16 protein-coding genes are annotated in these 15,601 nt (G+C 73.1%); 9 read left to right on the top strand and 7 right to left on the bottom strand.

The genetic code is table 11. The features are described from left to right. Positions 1–45: 45 nt before the first annotated feature. Positions 46–714, top strand: a complete 669-nt coding sequence (locus tag ABT171_RS18720) for an HAD-IA family hydrolase (RefSeq protein ID WP_351245036.1) — start codon at positions 46–48, stop codon at positions 712–714. Positions 715–799: 85 nt separating this feature from the next. On the opposite strand, the gene ABT171_RS18715 is transcribed toward ABT171_RS18720, so the two are convergent. Continuing rightward, positions 800–1,087 carry a peptidoglycan-binding domain-containing protein gene (locus ABT171_RS18715; protein ID WP_351245034.1) on the bottom strand — a complete coding sequence of 96 codons (288 nt, stop codon included), beginning with the start codon at positions 1,085–1,087 and terminating at the stop codon, positions 800–802. 451 nt (positions 1,088–1,538) lie between these two features. Between ABT171_RS18715 and ABT171_RS18710 the strand changes: the two genes are divergently transcribed. From ABT171_RS18710 to ABT171_RS18685, 6 genes are all read left to right on the top strand, one after another. Next, positions 1,539–1,862 (top strand): hypothetical protein, encoded by a 324-nt coding sequence (locus ABT171_RS18710; protein WP_351245032.1) that lies wholly within the window; start codon positions 1,539–1,541, stop codon positions 1,860–1,862. 138 nt (positions 1,863–2,000) lie between these two features. Then, positions 2,001–4,073 (top strand): DHA2 family efflux MFS transporter permease subunit, encoded by a 2,073-nt coding sequence (locus ABT171_RS18705; RefSeq protein ID WP_351245030.1) that lies wholly within the window; start codon positions 2,001–2,003, stop codon positions 4,071–4,073. 166 nt (positions 4,074–4,239) lie between these two features. After that, entirely contained in the window at positions 4,240–4,962 is a 723-nt protein-coding gene (locus ABT171_RS18700) for a helix-turn-helix transcriptional regulator (protein WP_351245028.1), read from the top strand. A gap of 50 nt (positions 4,963–5,012) precedes the next feature. Next, positions 5,013–5,426 (top strand): nuclear transport factor 2 family protein, encoded by a 414-nt coding sequence (locus ABT171_RS18695; RefSeq protein WP_351245026.1) that lies wholly within the window; start codon positions 5,013–5,015, stop codon positions 5,424–5,426. Positions 5,427–5,503: 77 nt separating this feature from the next. Further along, a complete protein-coding gene (locus ABT171_RS18690; RefSeq protein WP_351245024.1) occupies positions 5,504–6,154 on the top strand; it encodes a hypothetical protein in 651 nt (216 codons plus the stop codon). A 5-nt stretch (positions 6,155–6,159) separates the two neighbouring features. Then, positions 6,160–6,891: a hypothetical protein gene (locus tag ABT171_RS18685; RefSeq protein ID WP_351245022.1), complete on the top strand. Its 732-nt coding sequence runs from the start codon at positions 6,160–6,162 to the stop codon at positions 6,889–6,891. A 4-nt stretch (positions 6,892–6,895) separates the two neighbouring features. On the opposite strand, the gene ABT171_RS18680 is transcribed toward ABT171_RS18685, so the two are convergent. Further along, positions 6,896–7,333, bottom strand: a complete 438-nt coding sequence (locus ABT171_RS18680) for a DnaJ family domain-containing protein (protein ID WP_351245020.1) — start codon at positions 7,331–7,333, stop codon at positions 6,896–6,898. A 99-nt stretch (positions 7,334–7,432) separates the two neighbouring features. On the opposite strand from ABT171_RS18680, the gene ABT171_RS18675 reads away from it, so the two are divergent. Next, positions 7,433–7,825 (top strand): hypothetical protein, encoded by a 393-nt coding sequence (locus ABT171_RS18675; protein WP_351245018.1) that lies wholly within the window; start codon positions 7,433–7,435, stop codon positions 7,823–7,825. Between the two features lie 19 nt (positions 7,826–7,844). Here the strand turns inward: ABT171_RS18675 and ABT171_RS18670 are convergent, their stop codons facing one another. The 4 genes from ABT171_RS18670 to ABT171_RS18655 all read right to left on the bottom strand — a co-directional run bounded on the left by ABT171_RS18670 (position 7,845) and on the right by ABT171_RS18655 (position 13,390). Further along, on the bottom strand, positions 7,845–8,516 hold the full coding sequence (locus ABT171_RS18670; protein WP_351245017.1) for an O-methyltransferase: 672 nt from the start codon (positions 8,514–8,516) through the stop codon (positions 7,845–7,847). A gap of 46 nt (positions 8,517–8,562) precedes the next feature. Next, positions 8,563–9,684, bottom strand: a complete 1,122-nt coding sequence (locus ABT171_RS18665; RefSeq protein ID WP_351245015.1) for a DUF2330 domain-containing protein — start codon at positions 9,682–9,684, stop codon at positions 8,563–8,565. 90 nt (positions 9,685–9,774) lie between these two features. Further along, complete coding sequence (gene proP / locus ABT171_RS18660) at positions 9,775–11,157, bottom strand: glycine betaine/L-proline transporter ProP (RefSeq protein ID WP_503075713.1); 1,383 nt, start codon at positions 11,155–11,157, stop codon at positions 9,775–9,777. Between the two features lie 1,063 nt (positions 11,158–12,220). Continuing rightward, the gene (locus ABT171_RS18655; protein WP_351245013.1) at positions 12,221–13,390 is read right to left on the bottom strand and encodes a steroid 3-ketoacyl-CoA thiolase; all 1,170 of its coding nucleotides are present in this window, start codon (positions 13,388–13,390) and stop codon (positions 12,221–12,223) included. 205 nt (positions 13,391–13,595) lie between these two features. Here ABT171_RS18655 and ABT171_RS18650 point away from each other — a divergent pair, with 205 nt between their 5' ends. After that, a complete protein-coding gene (locus tag ABT171_RS18650; RefSeq protein ID WP_351245011.1) occupies positions 13,596–14,831 on the top strand; it encodes a cytochrome P450 in 1,236 nt (411 codons plus the stop codon). 8 nt (positions 14,832–14,839) lie between these two features. Here the strand turns inward: ABT171_RS18650 and ABT171_RS18645 are convergent, their stop codons facing one another. After that, positions 14,840–15,541, bottom strand: a complete 702-nt coding sequence (locus ABT171_RS18645) for a YoaK family protein (RefSeq protein WP_351245009.1) — start codon at positions 15,539–15,541, stop codon at positions 14,840–14,842. Between the last annotated feature and the right edge of the window lie 60 nt (positions 15,542–15,601).

The raw sequence follows: 15,601 nt of genomic DNA, 5'->3' as shown, positions 1-15,601 counted from the left end.
GGGCCGCCTTGTTCCTTTTCTCCCTGGAGCTTCCTGGAGCAGCCGATGACGGCCACCGCCACGTCCACCGTCCTCACCGCCCGCGCCCTTCTGCTCGACATGGACGGCACCCTGGTCAACTCGGACGCCGTCGTCGAACGCGTCTGGCGGCGCTGGGCCGGGCGGCACGGGCTGGACGGCGACGAGGTGATGAAGGTCGTCCACGGCCGGCAGGGGCACGCCTCCATGGCCGTGCTGCTGCCCGGCCGGCCGGTGGAGGAGAACCTCGCCGACAACGCCCGCCTCCTCGCCGAGGAGACCGCCGACACCGACGGCGTGGTCGAGATCCCCGGCGCGCGCGCCTTCCTCGCCTCCCTGCGGGGTCTCCCGCACGCCCTGGTGACCTCCGCCGACGTCCCCCTCTCCACCGCCCGCATGAACGCGGCCGGGCTGCCGCTGCCGGAGGTCCGCGTCACCGCCGAGTCGGTCGGGGCGAGCAAGCCCGACCCCGAGGGCTTTCTGAAGGGCGCGGCCGAACTGGGGGTGGCTCCGGCCGACTGCGTGGTCTTCGAGGACTCCGGCGCGGGCATCGCCGCGGGGCGCGCCGCGGGCATGACGGTGGTGGGCGTCGGGCCCCGGGCCGGTGCCCACGCGCCCGACGTGACCGTGCCCGACCTCACGCGGGTGCGGGTCGAGGCTGCGGCGGACGGCGCGCTGCGGCTGCACATCGGGTGACGGGCGCTCCGGGCTCGGGCCCGGGTCGGGTGCTGCCGTAGGGGGGCGGCCCCCTGGACCCCGGATCGGCCTGGGCGGTCTGGCCTCACGTGCCGGACGGGCTGGGTGAGCTGGACGGGCCGGACGTCTCCGACTCCAGGCTCTTCCGGGTCGCCGGGCCGTACGCGCCGAGGGGGTCGCCCTGGATGCCACGGGCCAGTTGGTAGGTGCGGACGGCGTCCTCCACCGAGCGGGTGAAGATCCCGCTGATCCGGTCGCCGTAGAGGTTCACCTGCCGCAGTCGCCGCTGGAGTTCGGTCACCTCCGGGCCGCTGTCGCCGCGGTGCAGCACCGTGGCGGCGGGTGTGGTCCGCGGGGTGGTGGTGGCCGTCATGGGCGGGCTGGGTGAGGCAGGGCGGGAGGTTCCGGCTGACGGGGACGCGGCCGGTGAGGCGGACGGCGTGGCCGACGGGCCCGGACGACGCACCGGCGCGGACGGTGGCGCCGCGGGCGGGCGGGGGACGGTGGGCGATGCGGGGGCCGTCGCTGACGCCGGGCCCGGTGTGCTCACGTCCGGGACGCTCTCCCTGACCTCGTGGGCGGCCTGGTTCCGGGACGGTGGGTGGTACGAGAACAGCCCGCTCGCGAACCCGGCCACCGCCACGACGGCCACGCCCGCCCCCGCGACGGACACCAGGACGCCACGACGGGCCCGCCGACGGTCCACCCCGCCGCCCAGGGACACCGCCGCCCCGGTCCGCCCAGTGGCGCCCCAGCCCCTCGTGTCCCCGTGGCCCCTGACCCTGCCAGTCTCGTCGGCCCCGTCTGCCCCGTCTGCATCACTCGTGGCGGCCATCCGACCGGCCCCGGCGTCCCCGGACATCCGCAAGCCGGCCGGCATGGGGCCGGTCGGCGACGGTAACGGCAGGGTGGCCTCCACGGCCGGTACCGGCTGGGTCTCCGCGGCGGGCGGCACGCCGGGCGGGCCCGGTGCCGTACGGGCCCCCTCGACCTCCACGTACGGCCGTATCCGCAGCGGGTCGAAGTCCTCCGCCGCTGCCGCCTCGGCCGAGCGCGTCTCGCGGAGGGTCTCGGCGGCGCGCTCGGCGCAGTCGCAGGACGGGCTGTGGTCCGGTTGCCTCGGCGCCCCGCACTGCGGGCAGGGGTGAATCCGGCCCCCGGGACTTTCGGAATCAGTCACGTGTTCGTCCCTCCCCTCATGAACTTCCGAGACTATGCGCACCTTCTCCACATCCGGCGCCGGAAACGCGGGACTCAACAGGCCATAAACGGTGACACCGAACACGATGGAAGGTGCACCCGAGCCCCGGGAGGTCTCCATGGCCCTGGACACGCACGGCGCGGAGAAGAACACGCAGGCCGCCGAGCACGTCTCCGGCAATGTGCTCGTCTCGATCGGCGCCCTGCTCCTCGGACTGCTGCTCGCCGCGCTCGACCAGACCATCGTGTCGACCGCGCTGCCCACCATCGTCAGCGACCTCGGCGGCCTGGAGCACCTGTCCTGGGTGGTCACCGCCTATCTGCTGGCCTCGACCGCCGCGACCCCGCTGTGGGGCAAGCTCGGCGATCAGTACGGGCGGAAACGGCTGTTCCAGACCGCGATCGTCATCTTCCTCGTCGGCTCCGCGCTGTGCGGCATGGCGCGGAACATGCCCGAGCTGATCGGCTTCCGCGCGCTGCAGGGGCTGGGTGGCGGCGGGCTGATGGTGCTCTCGATGGCGATCGTCGGGGACATCGTGCCGCCGCGGGAACGCGGCCGGTACCAGGGGCTGTTCGGGGCCGTGTTCGGGGCGGCCAGTGTCCTCGGGCCGCTGCTCGGCGGGCTGCTCACCGAGCATCTGAGCTGGCGCTGGGTGTTCTACGTCAATCTGCCGGTCGGCGTGGTCGCGCTCGCCGTGATCGCCACCGCCCTGCAGATCCCGCGCCGCACCGCCCACCACGTCATCGACTACCTGGGGACGCTCCTCATCGCCTCCGTCGCCACCTGCCTCGTCCTCGTCGCCTCCCTCGGCGGTACGACCTGGGCCTGGGGATCGGGGCAGATCATCGGGCTCGCCGTGCTGGGCGTCCTGCTGGCCGTCGCGTTCGTGGCCGTCGAACGCCGGGCCGCCGAACCGGTGCTGCCGCTGAAGCTGTTCCGCATCCGCACCTTCACCCTCGCCGCCGTCATCAGCTTCATCGTCGGCTTCGCCATGTTCGGCGCGATGACCTATCTGCCGACGTTCCTGCAGGTCGTGCACGGCATCTCGCCGACCCTGTCCGGCGTGCACATGCTGCCCATGGTGGCCGGCCTGCTGCTGTCCTCCACCCTCTCCGGGCAGATCGTCAGCCGCACCGGCCGCTGGAAGGTCTTCCCGCTCGCCGGCACCGCCGTCACCACCATCGGCCTGCTCCTGCTGCACCGGCTCGACGAACACAGCTCCACCGCCCGGATGAGCGTCTCCTTCTTCGTCTTCGGCCTGGGCCTCGGCCTGGTCATGCAGGTGCTCGTCCTCATCGTGCAGAACGCCGTGTCGTACGAGGACCTCGGCGTCGCCACCTCCGGTGCCACCTTCTTCCGCTCCATCGGCGCCTCCTTCGGCGTCGCCATCTTCGGCACGGTCTTCGCCAGTCGCCTCGGCGACAAGCTCGCCGCCGCGTTCCGGGGCCTGCCCCTGCCGCCCGGCACCTCCGCGAACGCCCTCAAGTCCGACCCGCGCGGCATCGCCGCCCTGCCGCCCGCCCTGCGCCCGGCGGCCCTGCACGCGTACGCGTCCGCCATCACCGACGTCTTCCTCTACGCCGCCCCCGTCGCCGTCCTCGGCTTCCTGCTGGCCTGGTTCCTGAAGGAGGACCGGCTGCGCGGCTCGGTCACCGCACCGGACGTCTCCGAGACCATCCCGCCCAACCCGGTCGAGCGGTCCTCCTACGACGAGTGCTGCCGGGCCCTCTCCCTGCTCGGCACCCGCGAGGGCCGCCGCGAGATCTACCAGGAGATCACCGAACGCGCCGGGTACGACCTGCTGCCCGCCGCCGGCTGGATGCTGCTGCGCATCCGCAAGTACGGCTCCGTGGAGCCGGGCGTGCTCGCCGAGCGCAGCCCCGTGCCGCTCGACGCGGTCCTCGCCGCGGCCCGCCAGGTCGAGGAGCGGCACCTCGCCGAACGCCGGGGCCTGGACCTGTACCTGACCGAGTCCGGCCGCGAGGTCGCCGAACGGCTCGCCAAGGCACGCGAGGAGTCCCTGGCCGAACTCCTCGGCGACTGGTGGCAGCCGGGCCGCTCGACCGACCTGACGCAGCTGGTCAGGGAACTCACCGGCGAACTGTGCGGCACCGAGCGCGAGCGCCCGCACCACGCGGCCCGGGCGAAGGCCGGCTGACCGCCCCGCCGGCTCCGCAGCGGTCTGCCGGGGGCTGCCGCCCAACGGATGCGGGACCCCCGCGGCCGGCCACGCCCACGCGGCGGCAGCCGCGCACCGAACACGGCGCCGGTCGCCCCGGGGGTCGCGGCACCGTCGGCCGAGCCTGTTCCGCACACTGTCTCCCGTGAACCGCACCGACCGCCTCTACGCCCTCGTCGAGGAACTGCGCGCCGCCGCGCCCCGCCCGCGCAGCGCCCGCGCGCTCGCCCGGCGCTTCGAGGTCAGCGTCCGTACCATCGAGCGCGACCTGGCCGCGCTGCAGCAGTCCGGCGTGCCCATCCACGCCGAGCCGGGCCGCAGCGGCGGCTACGTGCTGGACCGCGACCGCACCCTGCCGCCGCTGACCCTCACCCCGGCCGAGGCGACCGCCCTCGCCGTCGGACTGCACACGCTGGCCGGGACGCCGTTCGCAGAGGACGCGCGCGGCGCGCTGCACAAGGTGCTGGCCGTGCTGCCGGAGCGGGAGCGGCGGGCGACGGCCGAGCTGACCGGGCGGGTACGGCTGCTCGTCCCGGCCGCCCGGCCGGCGCCGCCCGCCGGACCGGTCGTGCCCGCCGCGCTGCGGGAGGCGCTGACCGCGGGCCGGGTGCTGCGCCTGGAGTACGCCGACGCTGCGGGCCGGGTGACCGCCCGGGACGTGGAACCGCTCGGCTTCCTCGGCGGAGCGGAGCACTGGTACCTGGCCGGCTGGTGCCGGCTGCGGGACGCGCCGCGCGGCTTCCGCCTGGACCGGGTGCGTGCGGCGACGGCCCTGGACGAGCGGGCCCCGCACCGCGCCGTCGACCTCGCCGCCCTCGACACGCTCGGCTCCGACGTCGTACCGCTCGACGCGGCGACCGGGATGTGACGGCAATCACCGACAGGGGGGTGTCGCCGGCCGGACCGAGGCTGGTCCCCATGACAACGACTTCTCCCACCGGTCACCGCATGCTGACCACCACGACCGGTACCGCCCTCTTCGACCGCTGGACCGCCCTGTGGAACGGCGACTTCAGCGACCCGGAGGCCTTCCTCGCCCCCGGCTTCCGCATCCGCTTCGGCAACGACCCCGCGAACGCGGCCACCGACGACGTACGGGGACCGGCCGGGATGGTCGCCTACGTCCGGTCCTTCCGGGAGGACAAGCCCGGACTGCGGTACACCGTCGACGGGACCCCGCTGGTGGACGCCGGTCTGGGCCGGGTCGCCTGCTGCTGGTACGTGACCCTGGCGGACGGCGCGCAGAAGAGCGGGATCGACCTGCTGGAGGTGGTGGACGGGCGGATCGCGACCGTCTGGTCGGTGACCGGACTGCGCCGCTTCGGGGACTGACCGCCGTTTGTGGCTCCCCTTCCGGGTGACCCGGAGGGGGAGCCGGCCAGCCGGGCCGGTCCGAGCGGAAGGCAACCATGTCCACTGGCATGATCGTGTTGACGGTGATCGTGGCGGTCGTGGTCGTCGGCGCGGCCGCCCTCCCGGTCCTGCGCGACCGGGTCCGGCGCGGCGGTCCCGCCCTCAAGCGGCGCTTCGGGCCCGAGTACGAGCGGGCCGTGGCCCTGCACGACGGTGACACCAAGGCCGCCGAACGGGAACTGACCGAGCGCGTCGAACGCCACGGCGACCTGCGGGAACGGCCACTGGACCCGGTCGGCTGCGAACAGTACGCGGCCCGCTGGACAGCCGTACAGGAACACTTCGTCGAGTCGCCCCGGCAGGCGGTCGCCGAGGCCGACCGGCTGCTCGCGGAACTCGCCGTCGCACGCGGCTACCCGGACGGCGGGCGCTACGAGGAGCAGCTCGCCGCCCTGTCCGTGCACCACGCCGACCACGTCGACGGCTACCGGCAGGTGCACCGGGTGGCCCGGTCCGGGGCGCGCAGCGGGGTGACCGAGGCGGGCTCCGGGACCGAGGAGATGCGCAGGGCACTCGTCGGCGCCCGCGCCCTCTTCGACGACCTGACCCACCCCGCCCGGGAAACGGGCCGCCACCGCGCGACCCACGCCGGCACCCGCTCCCCCACCCCGTGGGCCCTCGACAGGGGCCGGCCGAAGGAGAGTTGACCGTCATGTCGGACAGGACGAGAGACCCCGGCGACGAGCGCCCCACCGGCCGCTTCACCCAGCCACCGGACGAGGACTGGACCCCGGAGGACGACACGGCACCGCGCCGCAGCACAGCGCGGGAACCCCTGCCGGAGGAACGGCTGCCCGGCGAGCCGCCCGCCTCGACCGCCCCCGGCCCGGAGGACCTGACAGCCGACGACCGCACCCCCGGGGACACACCCGCACACCCTCCGGGCCCGGCGGGCACCGGCACCGCGGGCGGGGCCGGGGCCGACACGGGGTCCGAGGGCCTGCGGCCCGGAACGGAGGACCTGGCCTCCGGCACACCGGACGGGAGCGGTGGGCGCTCGACCGAGTCCCCGGCGCCGGACACCTGGCCGACGGCACCGGACGCACCCGAACCCGCCGGAGCCGCGCCCCGAGCCCCGTCGGGCTCCGGCGGCGTCGGCGCCCCTCTTCTGCCGCACGACGAGACCGAGCGCTGGGAGCAGCGGATGCGGCAGCTGGCCGCCGGGTTCGTGGAGGAGCCGCGCGGTGCGGTGGAGCAGGCCGATCGGGCGCTGGAGGAGATCGTGGCGCGCTTCGGCGAGGCCGTGAACCGCCGGCGGCGTACGCTGCGCCGCTCCTGGGAGGCCTCCGAGGACCGTGGCCCCGGCACCGATACCGACACCGAGCAGCTCAGGCTGGCCCTGCGCGACTACCGGGAGCTGGCCGGGCGCCTGCTACACCTGTGACGGCCTACACCTGTGACGGGCCCGGCACCCCGCCCTCGGCGGCGGCCCTGAGCCGCCGCCACTCGCGTACGACCTCCTCGACGTCGTACGGCTTCTTCCCCAGCGGAGGACCGGGCGGCGGCTTGAACATCATGTCCTTGATCTTGACGTTGACGTCCTCGATCAGCTTCCGGGCGATCCGCTCCGAGGGCGCCGCGTAGGCCGCCGCGAGCGCGTCCTCGGCCTCCTTGCGCAGGGCGAGCGCGGGCGGCAGCACGGACAGGCCCTCGCGCGCCATCTTCCGCTTGACCCACCACAGTTCGTCGTAGACGGAGTCGAGTTCGGCGGGCAGCGGCTCCCCCGCGCCCGGCAGCCGCTCGAACGCACCGCGCTCCTGCGCGTCGCGGATCTCCTTCTCCACCCAGGACTCGAACGGCACACCCGGGGGCTTTCGCTCGGTCATGACCCCATTGTGCCGGACGCGACCCGGCGGGGCGTTCTATCATGCGGCGGCGGTACGCCAATCCGGCCGCCGCGCAAGGACGTCACAGGGGGAACGCGCGTGCTCGAACTCACCATGGCCACCGTCTCCGGGGCCGACGCGGGCGCCACGGCCGGCATGACGATGGCCGACGCGCCCAGCGAGCCGGGCGCCGTGCTCCGGGTCGGCCGGGACGCGTCCGTGTGCCGGCTGGTCACCCCCGAGGACTGGCTGTTCGTCTCCCGGGTGCACCTGGAGTTCCTGTGCGGCCCGGACGGCGGCTGGCAGGTGAGCTGGCTGCGCGGTTCCCAGGCCGACCCCTCCGCCGAAGTGCGGCTGGTGGTCGGCGAGTACGCGCAGACCGTCGGCTACGGCTCGACCGTACGGCTGCCGCGCGGCGGGTCCGGCGAACTCGTCGTCCAGGACCGCACCGCGCCGCGCAGCGTCAACGTCGGCTTCTACCACGAGGTGTGAGCCGGGAGCCGGAGACCGCTCAGGCCAGTACCCGGGCCAGCGCGAAGCCGTCGTAGCCCTTGCTGCCGACCGTCTGGATCGCCGTACCGCTCAGCCGCGGATGCGAGGCGATCAGCTCGATCGCGGCACGCGTGCCCACGATGTCCGGCTCGGTGCTGCCCTCGTCGAGGACCCGGCCGCCGCGCACCACGTTGTCCACGACGATCAGGCTGCCGGTGCGGGTGAGCCGCAGCGCCCACTCCACGTAGTGCGGGTTGTTGGCCTTGTCGGCGTCGATGAACACCAGGTCGAACGGGGCCGGGTTCTCGTCGGCGAGCTTGGGCAGCGACTCCAGGGCCGGCCCCACCCGCACCTCCGCGATCCGGTCCAGGCCGGCCCGGGCGATGTTCCGGACGGCGACCTCGGCGTGCTTGGCGTTGTACTCCAGCGAGACGAGTCTGCCGTCCTCGGGCAGCGCGCGGGCCAGCCAGATGGTGCTGTAACCGCCGAGGGTGCCGATCTCCAGGATCTGCCGCGCGCCCTGCACCTGGGCGAGCAACTGGAGGAACTTGCCCTGCGCCGCCGTCACGGCGATGTCCGGGAGCCCGGCGGCGTCGTTCTCCCGCAGGGCCGCCCGAAGCGCCTCGTCGTCGGGTGCCAGATGGCTGGTGAAGTACGCGTCGACGTCGTCCCAGAGCTGGGAGTCGCTCATGCTCGTGCTGCCTTTCCCGAGTGCCTGCCCTTCCCCCCGCATCGTCTCAGCCGACGGGCGTCGACGGGGAGACCGGCGGCGGAGGCTGCACGGGCGGCGGCGGAATCACCGGCCGCCGCGAACGCCGTACGACGACCAGGGCGACGGCGGTGCCGGCCAGGAGCAGAACGCCGCCGACCGTGAGCAGCCAGGCCGGCACCCCGGCGATCTCCCGCAGCCGGTCGTCGTAGACCACCTGCTGGACCGGGGTGTCGGCGGCGGCCCGGCGCAGCTCGTGGTCGCCGGAGATACGGGCGGGCTCGGGGAACCACTGGGTGAGCGCGGTCAGATACGGCGTCCCGGCGGCCAGCTTGCCCAGGCCGCTGTCGCCGTGCGTACGGAGGCGGCCCGCGAAGACCACGCTGGGCTGGAGCCCGCCGATCGTCGAGCGCGTCCGCATGCGGTGCGCGGCGAGGACGTACAGGCCCAGGGTCTGCGGCCGGGTCGCCAGGCGGGACAGCCGCATCGGGTACACCGGGGCGTCCGAGGCGAAGGTGAGGTGGATCGGGTCCAGCGCGCCGTTCAGCGTGGTGCCGGCCGTGTCCGGGGCGAGCCGGACGGCCACGTACTCCCAGTGCCGGTCGACGTACGGCTGCAGGGCGCTCTTCAGCCGGGCGGGCAGCGAGAAGCCGTGGGCGTGCAGCCAGTCACCGAGTGCGGCCGGGTCGGTGGCGGTCAGCCGGGCCACGTCGAAGGGGCCGAGCCGCTGCCGGTCGACCACGCCGACGGCGCCGCCGGGCTTGGCCGCGCCGTCGCCGTTGAGGCCGCGACCGTCGAAGGGCCAGTCGCCGTTTTCCGGCCAGAAGTGGTACCGCGTGCGGTGGACCGGCTGGACGGCCTCGGCCAGCTGGTCGAAGAGGGCGGGGTCGCCGAGCCGGACCGCGGCGCGGTGCGGGACGGGCATGATCCAGGCGGCGTGCCGCGCGTCGCCGTTGACCGTCAGCCGCATCACGATCTGCTCCTGGCGGCCGTCCCAGCGCAGTACGGACTCCTCGTCGGCGACGGAGATCCGCGCCGACGGGTCCGGCACCATCGCGCCGCAGCCGCAGGCGTACGCCGGGGCGATGAGCCAGGTCAGCTGGATGCCGAGGAGGGTGAGGACGAGACTGAGGATGCGGGCGCGTTTCACATGGGCAACAGACGTGCCGCACAGGTGACCGGTTCCTGTGCGGGTGCGGGCGGCCACAGCTCGCCCGCACCCGGCAACCGCGAGGTACTCCTACGGCCGCTGGCGCTGCTCCACCGACGGCGCCGAACCCGGCAGCGGCCGCCCGGCGGACTCGGACATCCGCCACACCGCGAAACCGCCCACCACCGCCGCGGCCATCATGTAGTAGGCAGGCATCATCATGTTCCCCGTCGCCCCGATCAGCGCGGTCACGACCAGCGGAGTCGTCCCGCCGAACAGGGACACGGACACGTTGAACCCGATGGACAGGGACCCGTACCGCACCCGCGTCGGGAAGAGAGCGGGCAGCGCGGCCGGCATGGCCGCCGTGAAGCAGACCAGCAGCAGACCCAGCGCGCCCATGCCCAGCGCGACGGCGAGCAGGCTGCCCTGGCGGATCAGCAGCAGCGCCGGGATCGACAGGAACAGGAAGCCCGCACAGCCCGCCGCGATCACCGGCCGGCGGCCGACCCGGTCGGTCAGCGCGCCCGCGAACGGCTGGACGATCATCATCAGCGCCATCACGCCCAGCACGACCAGCAGCCCGTGCGTCTCGTCGTACTTCAGCTCACTCGTGAGGTAGCTCGGCATGTACGACAGCAGCATGTAGTCGGTGACGTTGAAGACCAGCACCAGGCCCATGCACAGCAGCAGCGCCTTCCACTGGCCCGCCACCATCTCGCGCAGCGGCACCTTCGGCCGGGCGGCCTCCGCCTTCTCCACCTCGGCCGCGAACGCCGGGGTCTCCTCCAGCCGCATCCGCAGATACAGGCCGATGATGCCCATCGGACCGGCGATCAGGAACGGGATCCGCCAGCCCCAGGAGAGCAGGTCCTCGGAGGACAGCACGGCGGTCATCACGGTGACCAGACCCGCGCCGCCGATGTAGCCCGCCAGCGTGCCGAACTCCAGCCAGCTGCCGAAGAAGCCGCGCTTCTTGTCCGGGGCGTACTCGGCGATGAAGGTCGACGCGCCGGCGTACTCACCGCCCGTGGAGAACCCCTGCACCAGCCGGGCGGCCAGGAGCAGCAGCGGTGCGCCCACTCCGATCGACGCGTACGACGGGATCAGACCGATCGCGAACGTACCCACCGCCATCATGATCATCGTGACGGCGAGGACCTTCTGGCGGCCCACGCGGTCGCCCAGCGGACCGAAGACCATGCCTCCGAGCGGGCGGACCAGGAACGCCGCGGCGAAGGCGCCGAACGTCGACAGCAGCTGCGCGGTCGGGTTGCCGGACGGGAAGAAGACCTTGCCCAGCGTGACCGCGATGTAGCTGTAGACACCGAAGTCGAACCACTCCATGGCGTTGCCGAGCGCGGCGGCCTTCACTGCGCGCTTGACGAGCGCGGGGTCGGTGACGGTGACGTCGCGGGCCGGGGTGGCCCGCCGGGTCTTCGGGGACGGGGATATGGCTGTGGCGGTCGCCAAAACGGGGCTCGCCTACCTTTCGACGGGGACAGGGGCGCGGTCCGTACGGCGACACTGCCGGGAAACGGGCCGAAAAGTGACCATAGGCGGCGTTCGGCACCTTACGTGACGTACACGAGTAACTGCACAGTGCAGCTAAATGCCGCATACGCAGGTACGTCTGCCCACTCGCGACGAGCCATTCCAGACTTCCACTGTGACCCTTCTCGCGCCCCGGCCAGGCAACGCAAGTGACCGCAGGGCCGCCCGCCTCCCGGCGACGGCCCTGCGGGCGGCCTGGAAGGGGTGCTGGTCTGGGCCGGTGCGGTGGCCTGGGGGCGTCGCCTAGTTGCTGCCGGCCGGCCGGTCGGGCGGGACCACACCCACTGGCCGGGGCTGCGCCGGGGTGACGGGAAGCTTTGGGCCACGTGGAAGATGGAGAAGCAGGCCAGGCGTGGCCCAAACCTGCCAATCACCAGCGCGGCTGGGGCCTGTGTGACCAGTGAGTCCCATGCCCCCTCCGCCGGGCTCTCTCGCAGTGAGCCCCCGCTGACCGTTCGCCGCCGACCCGTCCCGGCGTGCCGGCAAGCCGCGTCCGCGCCCGGCACCCCCACCGGCCGTTCGCCGCTTAGCCCACCCGGCGTGCCGGCGAGCTGCGACCGCGCCCCCGGCTCCCCACCGGCTGCAAGCCGCCGAATCGGCCCGGCGTGCCGGCGAGGCGCGTCCGCGCCCGGCACCCCCACCGGCCGTTCGCCGCTTAGCCCACCCGGCGTGCCGGCGAGCTGGGTCCGCGCCCGCCACCTCCCACCGGCCGCAAGTCGCCAAACCGGCCCGGCGTGCCGCCACTGTGCGGCCGCGCCCCTCTCCACCGGCGGTAAGCCGCTTGGCTTGCCCGGCGTGCCGCCACTGCGCCGCCGCGCCCCTGGGTCAAGCGTGGCCCGGAGGGCCGTCGCCGGAGGCGACGCGCAGCGCCCTTGACGCGGCTCGCGGAAGCCCGGCACTGGCGAAGAAGCGGGCGGCCCAACGGTCACTTTTAAGTCGCTATCGGGGAAACACCCTCACCACCCCGTCCCCTGAACATCACCTACAGCCGCTGAATGATCGTCCCAGTAGCCAGCCCGCCGCCCGCGCACATGCTGATCAGCGCGAACTCCTTGTCCGTGCGCTCCAGTTCGTGCAGGGCGGTGGTGATGAGGCGGGCGCCCGTCGCCCCGACCGGGTGGCCCAGGGCGATCGCACCGCCGTTCACGTTGACCTTCTCCAGGTCCTGTTCGAAGACCTGGGCCCAGCTCAACACCACTGACGCGAACGCCTCGTTGATCTCCACGAGATCGATGTCCTTCAGCGACATCCCCGCCTTGCCCAGCACCGCGCGCGTCGCGTCGATCGGGCCGTCGAGGTGGAAGTGCGGGTCGGCGCCGACCAGTGCCTGGGCGACGATCCGTGCCCTCGGCCTCAGTTTCAGCGCCCGAGCCATCCGCTTCGACGCCCACATGATGGCCGCCGCCCCGTCCGAGATCTGCGACGAGTTGCCGGCCGTATGGACCGCCGTCGGCATCACCGGCTTCAGCCCCGCCAGCGCCTCCATCGACGTGTCCCGCAGGCCCTCGTCCTTGTCGACCAGCCGCCACATGCCCTGACCGGCGTACTGCTCCTCCTCGGTGGTCGGCACCTGGACCGCGAAGGTCTCCCGCTTGAAACGTTCCTCCGCCCACGCCAGCGCCGCCCGCTCCTGGGACGAGAGCCCCAGCGCGTCGACGTCCTCCCTGGACAGCCCCCTGTGGCGCGCGATCCGCTCCGCCGCCTCGAACTGGTTCGGCAGGTCGACGTTCCACTCGTCCGGGAACGGCTTCCCGGGGCCGTGCTTCGAGCCCGACCCCAGCGGCACCCGGCTCATCGCCTCGACGCCGCAGCTGATGCCGACGTCGATGACACCGGCCGCGACCATGTTGGCCACCATGTGCGAGGCCTGCTGGGAGGAGCCGCACTGGCAGTCGACGGTCGTGGCGGCCGTCTCGTACGGGAGCCCCATGGTCAGCCAGGCCGTGCGTGCGGGGTTCATGGACTGTTCGCCGGCGTGGGTGACCGTGCCGCCGACGATCTGCTCGACCGCGTCGGCGGGGATGCCGGTACGGCCGAGGAGTTCACGGTAGGTCTCGCCCAGGAGGTAGGCGGGGTGCAGGTTGGCTAGCGCGCCGCCGCGCTTGCCGATGGGGGTGCGTACGGCTTCGACGATCACGGGTTCGGCGGCCATGGGTGCGGGTCCTCTCCGAGAGGGCTCTCCTCCAGAACTAGTACGCGTTCTAGTTCCGTTCAGCAGTCTGCTGACGCGGTGTCCGTCACCGCAAGGGTCTTGCAGCGGATTGGGGGCGTCGTACCTCTTGTCAGTTGTAGAACCCGTTATTACGTTCACGGCAGTTCGCTGATGGACCGTCAGGACTTATCGACGGGAGCCGCCGATGCACTGCCCCGCGCTGCCCGACGGGTTCGACTTCACCGATCCCGATCTCCTGCACCACCGCGTGCCCCTGCCCGAGTTCGCCGAGCTGCGCCGCGCCGAGCCGGTCCGCTGGATCCCGCAGCCGCACGGCATCGCGGGCTTCGACGACGCCGGCTACTGGGCCGTCACCCGGCACGCGGATGTCAGGTACGTCTCCACGCACCCTGAACTCTTCTCCTCCACCGTCAACACCGCGATCATCCGCTTCAACGAGCACATCCAGCGCGACGCGATCGACGCCCAGCGGCTGATCCTGCTCAACATGGATCCTCCGGAACATACGCGGGTGCGGCAGATAGTGCAGCGCGGCTTCACGCCACGTTCCATCCGCGCCCTGGAGCGGCGGCTCCGCGTGCGTGCGGAGGCCATCGTCGCGGGTGCCCGAGCCCGCTCCGGACCGTTCGACTTCGTCACCGAGGTCGCCTGCGAACTGCCCCTGCAGGCCATCGCCGAGCTGATCGGCGTACCCCAGGAGGACCGGTCCAAGATCTTCGACTGGTCCAACAAGATGATCGCCTACGACGATCCCGAGTACGCCGTCACCGAGGAGGTCGGCGCGCAGTCGGCCGCCGAGATCATCGCCTACGCGATGAACATGGCCGCCGAGCGGAAGCGGTGTCCGGCCCAGGACATCGTCACGACCCTCGTCGCGGCGGAGGACCAGGGCAACCTCAACTCCGACGAGTTCGGCTTCTTCGTGCTGATGCTGGCGGTGGCCGGCAACGAGACGACCCGGAACGCCATCACGCACGGGATGCACGGCTTCCTCACCCACCCCGACCAGTGGGACCTCTTCAAGCGGGACCGTCCGGCCACCACGGCCGAGGAGATCGTGCGCTGGGCGACCCCGGTCAACGCCTTCCAGCGGACGGCCACCCAGGACACCGAACTGGGCGGGGTCCGGATCGGGAAGGGCGATCGCGTCGGGCTCTTCTACGCCTCCGCCAACCACGACCCCGACGTCTTCACCGATCCCGACGCCTTCGACATCACCCGTGATCCCAATCCCCACCTGGGCTTCGGCGGGGGTGGCCCGCACTACTGCCTCGGCAAGTCCCTCGCGATCCTGGAGATCGACCTGATCTTCCACGCGATCGCCGACGCGATGCCGGGCCTGCGGCTCGCCGACGCCCCGCGCCGGCTGCGCTCGGCCTGGATCAACGGCGTCAAGGAACTCCTGGTCACCACCGGCTGACCGCGGCCTCACTCCCGGCCGGACGCCACCACCGCCAGCACGCCCGGCGTCACCGCCGCGATCAGCAGCGGGATGCCCAGGCCGTGCTGGAGGACCAGCCATGCGCCCAGGCAGGCACCGGCGAACATGGCGAGCACCGCGGCCGTGCGGCGCGGTGAGCGGTGCGCGGTGGCGTCGCCGAGACGGGACTCGGCGGCCAGGCCGGTCAGGGTCATGGTCAGGACGGTGGTGGTGGTCAGACCGGCGACGCCCAGCTTGCGCACGGTCGCGTTGCGCAGGCCCATCGCGAACGCCGTCAGGGCGATCAGCGTGTAACGGGTGCCGGTGGTGCCCGGCCAGGCGAAGGCCACCGCCGCCGAGGCGCCGACCAGGACCGCCTCCGAGGCCAGCGTCAGGCGGGTCCACCGGCGGCGGGAGCCCGTTGCGGCGTGGGCCGCCACCCGGCCGCCCGCCGCCGCGCCGAGCAGGAAGCAGGCCAGCGAGGTCGCCGTGTGCGGGACGGAGAAGCCGGGCGCGCCGACCGCTGCGAAGCCCAGGACGACCACGTTGCCGGTCATGTTGGCGGTGAAGACCCGGCCCAGGCCCAGATAGCTGACGGCGTCGATCAGACCGCTCACCACGGCCAGGGCCAGCAGCACGACGACCAGCCGCAGCCCGCGCACCTCGGAGTCGTACGTCTCCGCCGCCGGTGCTTCCTCCGCTGCGCTCACCGCTCCAGTTGACCACGCCGCGGAGGCCGGGGAACGCCGAAGGCGGCGGCCCGGGATCGG

It is taken from the genome of Streptomyces sp. NPDC001851, from assembly GCF_040297165.1.
Lineage (GTDB): Bacteria > Actinomycetota > Actinomycetes > Streptomycetales > Streptomycetaceae > Streptomyces.
Note: the sequence above shows the minus strand (reverse complement) of the source record. Positions and strands in the feature narration are given on the sequence as shown.